The sequence below is a fragment of the uncultured Campylobacter sp. genome (assembly GCF_938045535.1).
Taxonomy (GTDB): Bacteria; Campylobacterota; Campylobacteria; order Campylobacterales; family Campylobacteraceae; genus Campylobacter_B.
Genome location: NZ_CALIMQ010000236.1, coordinates 1 through 5,647 on the forward strand (window position 1 = coordinate 1; position 5,647 = coordinate 5,647).

The window sequence follows — 5,647 nt, forward strand, 5'->3', positions numbered from 1 at the left end:
TTATGTCGTAACCCATTTGCTCCCCTTCTAATCTTTCAGATCGATCTGCGGCTGCCAATACAGCGACTTTGAAATTTTACGAAATTTCATCGTGGCAGCCAGACCATTTGAGGTGCGGTAGCTAAGCACCAGCTCGTCCTTATCGCTCTTAGGCGCGGTGATCTTGTAGCGGCTTGACCAAGCGATCTTAAAAAGCTCCTTTTGCAAAAGCGGATCTCTGTCGTGCAGCGGCACTACGTTTGCGTCTGCGCCGTTAATCTGCACCGCGCGGATCTGAATCTCTTTAGGATAGGAGGTGAGCAAAAACACCTCGTCTCCAGCGGCGTTTCTAAGCTCGGGCGCGACGGGATTTAGATAGGTCGCCACTGCCAAATAGCGATCGCCCGCGCGCACCGATTCAAATTTTTGCGTGTAGGCTAGAAACTCGTTTTTAAGCGGATCGTGACGGGGATCGTTTACGGAGCAGGAGTTTAAAAAAAATGCCAGCGCGGCTAGGAGCGAGCCCTTTAGCAGGCCGTTTAGCGCGCCGTTAAAATAAAATTTCTTCATCGATCTTCCTTTGAAATTTTAGGCGCATTTTAACGAATTTTGCTTTTTAAAAGGCTAAATTCGCTACAATCTGCTCATCTTAAAAAGCCGGATTTTAAAAATGAAAAGACTTGTTATCGCATTTTCAGGCCCTTCCAACAGCGGCAAAACGACGCTAATTTGCAAGATCGCTAAAATTTTTATCGCTAGCGGGCTGCGGATTGCGATCGTAAAGCACGATCCGGGCGATAAGGCGCGCTTTGACGTAGAGGGCAAGGACAGCGCCAAATTTAGCGAGCTCGGCGCCGAGACCGTCGTGATGAGCCCTACGCGGACGAGCTATTTTTCGCAGCGCTGTATGCAGATTGACGAGGTCGTGCGGATGCTCGGAGATTTCGATATCCTGCTCGTAGAGGGGCTAAAGACACTGCCGCTGCCGCGCATAAGCTTATTTCGCGACAGGATCGATCCGGCGTATCTGCCATTTTCGGACGCGATCGCTTCAAATTTAAGCGGCGAGCAGATGGATAAGTTTTGCCGCGTAAATTTTGACATCAACGACGCTGCGGGCATTAGCGAATGGATATTAAAAAACGCCAAAAAAATGTAAAGGAATCAGAATGCAAGAGATCATAAAATCAATCCAAAATATCGCGCTACAAATCGCCGAGGAGCTGAAATACGCGGACTTCGGCTACACAGATCATCACAACAGCACGGGCGATACGCAGCTCAAACTCGACGTAAAGAGCGACGCCATAATCGAGGCGGAATTTCGCAAAAACCCGCTCGTGCGCGCACTAATCAGCGAGGAGAAAGATGAAATTTTAACGCTGCGAGAGGATGCGCGCCTAATCGTCGCTTACGATCCGCTTGACGGCTCGAGCTTGGTGGACGTAAATTTTGCCGTGGGCTCGATATTTGGCATTTATGAGGATGAAATTTCGCCCGCAAACTTAAAAGCGGCGATCTATTGTATCTACGGGCCGCGCCTTGAGATGGTCGTTTGCGAGGATGCGCCGAAGCTTTATCGCCTAAATCGCGAGGGCAAATTTAGCTTCGTAAAATATCTGCGCCTACAGCAAAAAGGCAAACTAAACGCCACCGGTGCGACGCAAAAGGGCTGGAGCGAGCCGCACCGAAAGCTCGTGCGGGCGCTGTTTGACGAAGGATACCGCCTACGATACAGCGGCGCAATGGTAAGCGACCTGCATCAAATTTTATTAAAAGGCGGCGGACTTTTCAGCTACCCCGCTACTAGCGATCATCCGCACGGCAAGCTTCGCGTAACCTTCGAAGTGCTACCGTTTGCGTTTATCTTCGAGCGCGCGGGAGGCGCCACCAGCGACGGCGCGAACGGCTCGCTTTTGCAGCTTAAAATCGAAAAGATCCACCAAAGCACCCCTTGCTTTTTCGGCTCGAAGTACGAGATCGCGAAGATGCATGAAATTTACGGCTGGAAAAACTGATGGCGGATACCGAGGTCGCCGCGCCGCGCGACGTTTACGACGAAATTTTAGATAAAAGCTTAGCCGCGCTGCAAGCGTGCCAAGCCGAGCACAACCTCACCAGCTGCCTGGAGTGCGAGAAGCTGCTGGATTGCGCGGTGCGCGATAAATACGTCAAGGCAGTTTATGAGAGCATGTCGCACGGCGCGACGGGGGATTTTTCGTTTTAAATTTAGCTATTGCGATCGCGAAATTTTGCAAAGCAGACTGCTTAAAGCCCTTGCGGCGCGAGGTTTTGCAAAGCGAGCTTTGCGCGCAAGATCTCTGCAAACCAGGCTGCGGCGCGAGACTAGCTCGAAATTTGCTCTGCGGTGCAGATTTAATACGGCGCGGCGCGCAGATTCTTGCTTCGCAGCACGGAATTTGTCCCACTGCGAAACGATAAAATTTACGGCGCAATTTGGCGTCGCGGCGGGACCTGCTCTGCGGCACATCTGTTTTGCGGGCCAGGTTTTGCAGCGGCCGATAAAATTTAAAATGAGGGCGTAGCCAAATTACGGGCGTGCGGCTAAATTTAAAGCGGGCGCACGATTAAATTTCAGACGCTGCGGCTGGATTTTAAAATTTGCAGATAAAATTTTAAGGCGCGAAATTTCGCTTCGCAAAATTTTATCTGCAATCATGGGCTGTTGTGAGCGCGGATGCGCGAAATTACGTAAAGCAAAATTTCGACGGGTTAAATTTTATCGCCGCGATCTTTAAATTTACGCGACTAAAACTTACCGACTTGCGCAAGCCACCGTTCGTCGCCAATCTTTTGCCGGTTTAAATTTTGCCTTGCGAAATTTAGCTCGCAAACTTAGCGACGCGGCGAGACGGCTGATTTTCCTCGCGAAATTCGAGCCATAAATTTAAAACGCAAATTTAAACCGCGATCCGTGCGTTAAAAATTTAAAAGCTAAATTTAAAGCTCGGCGAGCATGCGTGCCGCGCGAAGCGCTCGCCAAAATTTCAAAGCCGAGCGCGTTACGACGCTCGCTTTAAAATTTTAAAATTAAGGCGCATATAGCGGCGGTTGCGTTAAATTTAAAAACCGATTGCAGAGCGCGGAATTTCAGGATCGATCCATTCGCGAAGCTGTGCGTCATCGATCTGTTCGCAAAGGCGCGCGTCATCGCTCTATCTGCAGCGCCGCGCATTGAAATTTTAGAGCAGATTTGAGGAGTATAAACAGAGAAATGCAGCCATTCGTACAAGGGGTTTTGATGGGGTTGGGCGTTAGCGTGCCGATCGGCCCGGTAAACGTACTGATAATGTCCTACGCGCTGCGAAGCTACACCAAGGCGCTGTGCCTGGGCCTCGGCGCCATGAGCGCGGATATGCTGTATCTAGCGCTATCGGCGTTTGGCATATCGCAGTTAGCTAAAATACCGATCGTTTTTACCTGCGTATCGGTATTTGGCGCATGTTTTTTACTCTACACGGCGTACAAAATCTGGCATGGCGCGACTAGTTCGATGCAGCCTGTAAGCGTCGAGGCTTGCTCGGGCGCGGCGCTTTACAGCAAAGGCTTTTTGATAAATTTACTAAATCCATACGTCATTATGTTTTGGCTCAGCGTCTCTGCCGGCACCGCGCGAGCAGATTTCGCGCTTGCCCTTGCGGGGCTTGCAAGCGGAATCTTAGCTTGGATCACGCTTTTTCCGCTTGCGATATATCTAGCCCGCAGCAAGCTTCCAAACATTGTAGTGCGGGCATTTGCATATATCTCGACGTTTATTTTGACATTTTTTGCGCTAAAGCTTTTATACGCTATAATTTTTGCTAAAATTTAAACCAAAGGATGGCTTATGAAACCGATTGAAATTCTAAAAGAGCTCATCAAATTCCGCTCGCTCACACCTAGCGACGACGGGGCTTTCAACTACGTCTCGATGCTGCTGGCGGACTTTAGCGAGGATAGATTCGAGCTAAACGGCGTAACTAACGCGATTTTTACCAAGCGCTTAGGGCTTGGTCCGCATCTATGCTTTGCCGGGCACATCGACGTCGTACCACCGGGCGAGGGCTGGGCGAGCGATCCATTTGTGCCGGTGGAAGCGGATGGCTTTTTATACGGGCGTGGCGCACAGGATATGAAAAGTGGCATCGCAGCGGCGATCTGCGCGCTAGCGGCGGCACGCGATTTTAAGGGCACGCTAAGCCTGCTGCTAACCAGCGATGAGGAGGGTGACGGCATCTACGGCACGCGCGAAATGCTCTCTAAATTGCGCGAGCAAGGTGCCCTACCCGACTTCGCAATCGTTGCGGAGCCTACATGCGAAGTGCGCTTCGGTGATACCATTAAGATCGGCCGTCGCGGCTCGATTAACGGCGTCCTCACACTCACGGGTATCGGCGGGCACGCAGCCTACCCAGATAAATGCATCAATCCTGTCCACATTTTAGCGCCAGTGCTTGCAAGTCTTGCGGGGCATGATCTGGACGCGGGTAGCGATGATTTCGCTCCAGCCAAGATAGTCATCACCGACATTCGCGGTGGCTCACAGGTCGTAAACGTAACACCCAAGGACGTGCACGTGATGTTTAACGTCCGCGGTGGCGTAGGGCTGGGGCTAGAGGACGTGCGAGACTATGTACTGAGGTTATTTGAGCTAGATGCAAAAGACGCGCTGTGCAGCGAAAGTGAATCTTACGGCAAGCTAGAAATGAGCTGCACCGCACAGCTGCGAGCAGGCGCGTCGCTACACCTTGCGCTAAAAAGCTCCTCAAAGTCTTTTTTAACTCAACGAAACTCCAAAATCGTGCAAAAACTAAGCGCTAGCGTGCAGAAGATCTGCGGCGCAGCAGCCGAGCTAAATACCGCAGGCGGCACGAGCGACGCGAGATACTTCGCGGAGTTTGGCGTGGAGACGGCGGAGTTTGGCGTGCGAAACGACACTATCCATCAGATCAATGAACGTGTAGAGATTAGCGACGTCGAAAATTTAGCTAAAATTTTTAGCGATCTGATAGAAAATTTCGGCTAATTTAAGAATTTGGCAAAGCTGCGTAGATTTTCTTCGTTCTACCAAGCTTTGCTGATTTTGCCGGGGTTTTCGCTCGTAGTTGCTTGGCAAATTTTATCTTTGCCTCGCGTCTTACGTAGGAATTTCGCTCTACGCCGCTTTTGCTAAGAATTTTTATCTACAGCAGGCTCGCCGCTTTTACAATTACTTTGCTATGCAACGTCGCTTTCGCAAGAAACCCTAGCAAAACATCGCCGCCTCAAAGGCGAGCTTCGCCGACGAACGCTACCGCTACTAGGAATTTTTTAAAAGAATACTGCTTTTGCGCGAATTTCAGCAAATAGCGCGATCTTTGCGCAAAATTCATCTCGCTCTCTTCGCATAGAATTTCATCTTCGTCAGGTGACTCTAGCGGCATACTGCTGTACTTTGCCGTCTTCGTGAAAAATTTTATCTTTGACGCGCCCGCTGCTTACGCAAGAAGCTTGGCTAAGACAATGCTGCTTCTGCCCCCCCCCAGGATACCGCCCGCTTCGTGGATTTATAGAATTTTATTTAGTCACGTTGTCGCTGAGATAAATTCTGCCCCGCTTACCGCTTCTGCGCGGATTTTAACCATGCCTGACAAGCGCAATTAAATTTTACTTTGCTTTGATACGGCGG

7 protein-coding genes are annotated in these 5,647 nt (G+C 50.3%); 5 read left to right on the plus strand and 2 right to left on the minus strand.

Translation table 11 applies throughout. The features are described from left to right. Positions 1-27: 27 nt before the first annotated feature. Positions 28-549, minus strand: a complete 522-nt coding sequence (locus tag Q0095_RS07165; RefSeq protein ID WP_297882695.1) for a hypothetical protein — start codon at positions 547-549, stop codon at positions 28-30. Between the two features lie 100 nt (positions 550-649). On the opposite strand from Q0095_RS07165, the gene mobB reads away from it, so the two are divergent. The 5 genes from mobB to dapE all read left to right on the plus strand — a co-directional run bounded on the left by mobB (position 650) and on the right by dapE (position 5,005). Then, positions 650-1,138 (plus strand): molybdopterin-guanine dinucleotide biosynthesis protein B, encoded by a 489-nt coding sequence (gene mobB, locus Q0095_RS07170; protein WP_297882697.1) that lies wholly within the window; start codon positions 650-652, stop codon positions 1,136-1,138. Positions 1,139-1,148: 10 nt separating this feature from the next. Continuing rightward, a complete protein-coding gene (locus tag Q0095_RS07175; protein WP_297882699.1) occupies positions 1,149-1,997 on the plus strand; it encodes a class 1 fructose-bisphosphatase in 849 nt (282 codons plus the stop codon). Beyond that, complete coding sequence (locus Q0095_RS07180; RefSeq protein WP_005872202.1) at positions 1,997-2,206, plus strand: hypothetical protein; 210 nt, start codon at positions 1,997-1,999, stop codon at positions 2,204-2,206. The genes Q0095_RS07175 and Q0095_RS07180 overlap by 1 nt, the downstream gene beginning before the upstream one ends. Before the next feature lie 1,008 nt (positions 2,207-3,214). Then, positions 3,215-3,811, plus strand: a complete 597-nt coding sequence (locus Q0095_RS07185; protein WP_297882702.1) for a LysE family translocator — start codon at positions 3,215-3,217, stop codon at positions 3,809-3,811. A gap of 15 nt (positions 3,812-3,826) precedes the next feature. Further along, positions 3,827-5,005 carry a succinyl-diaminopimelate desuccinylase gene (gene dapE / locus Q0095_RS07190; protein WP_297882703.1) on the plus strand — a complete coding sequence of 393 codons (1,179 nt, stop codon included), beginning with the start codon at positions 3,827-3,829 and terminating at the stop codon, positions 5,003-5,005. 238 nt (positions 5,006-5,243) lie between these two features. On the opposite strand, the gene Q0095_RS07195 is transcribed toward dapE, so the two are convergent. Then, a complete protein-coding gene (locus Q0095_RS07195) occupies positions 5,244-5,402 on the minus strand; it encodes a hypothetical protein (RefSeq protein ID WP_297882705.1) in 159 nt (52 codons plus the stop codon). Between the last annotated feature and the right edge of the window lie 245 nt (positions 5,403-5,647).

Coding starts and splice junctions, on each gene's coding strand:
- Q0095_RS07165 (WP_297882695.1), bottom strand. CDS start 549: ATGAAGAAATTTTATTTTAACGGCGCGCTAAACGGCCTGCTAAAGGGC.
- mobB (WP_297882697.1), top strand. CDS start 650: ATGAAAAGACTTGTTATCGCATTTTCAGGCCCTTCCAACAGCGGCAAA.
- Q0095_RS07175 (WP_297882699.1), top strand. CDS start 1,149: ATGCAAGAGATCATAAAATCAATCCAAAATATCGCGCTACAAATCGCC.
- Q0095_RS07180 (WP_005872202.1), top strand. CDS start 1,997: ATGGCGGATACCGAGGTCGCCGCGCCGCGCGACGTTTACGACGAAATT.
- Q0095_RS07185 (WP_297882702.1), top strand. CDS start 3,215: ATGCAGCCATTCGTACAAGGGGTTTTGATGGGGTTGGGCGTTAGCGTG.
- dapE (WP_297882703.1), top strand. CDS start 3,827: ATGAAACCGATTGAAATTCTAAAAGAGCTCATCAAATTCCGCTCGCTC.
- Q0095_RS07195 (WP_297882705.1), bottom strand. CDS start 5,402: ATGCCGCTAGAGTCACCTGACGAAGATGAAATTCTATGCGAAGAGAGC.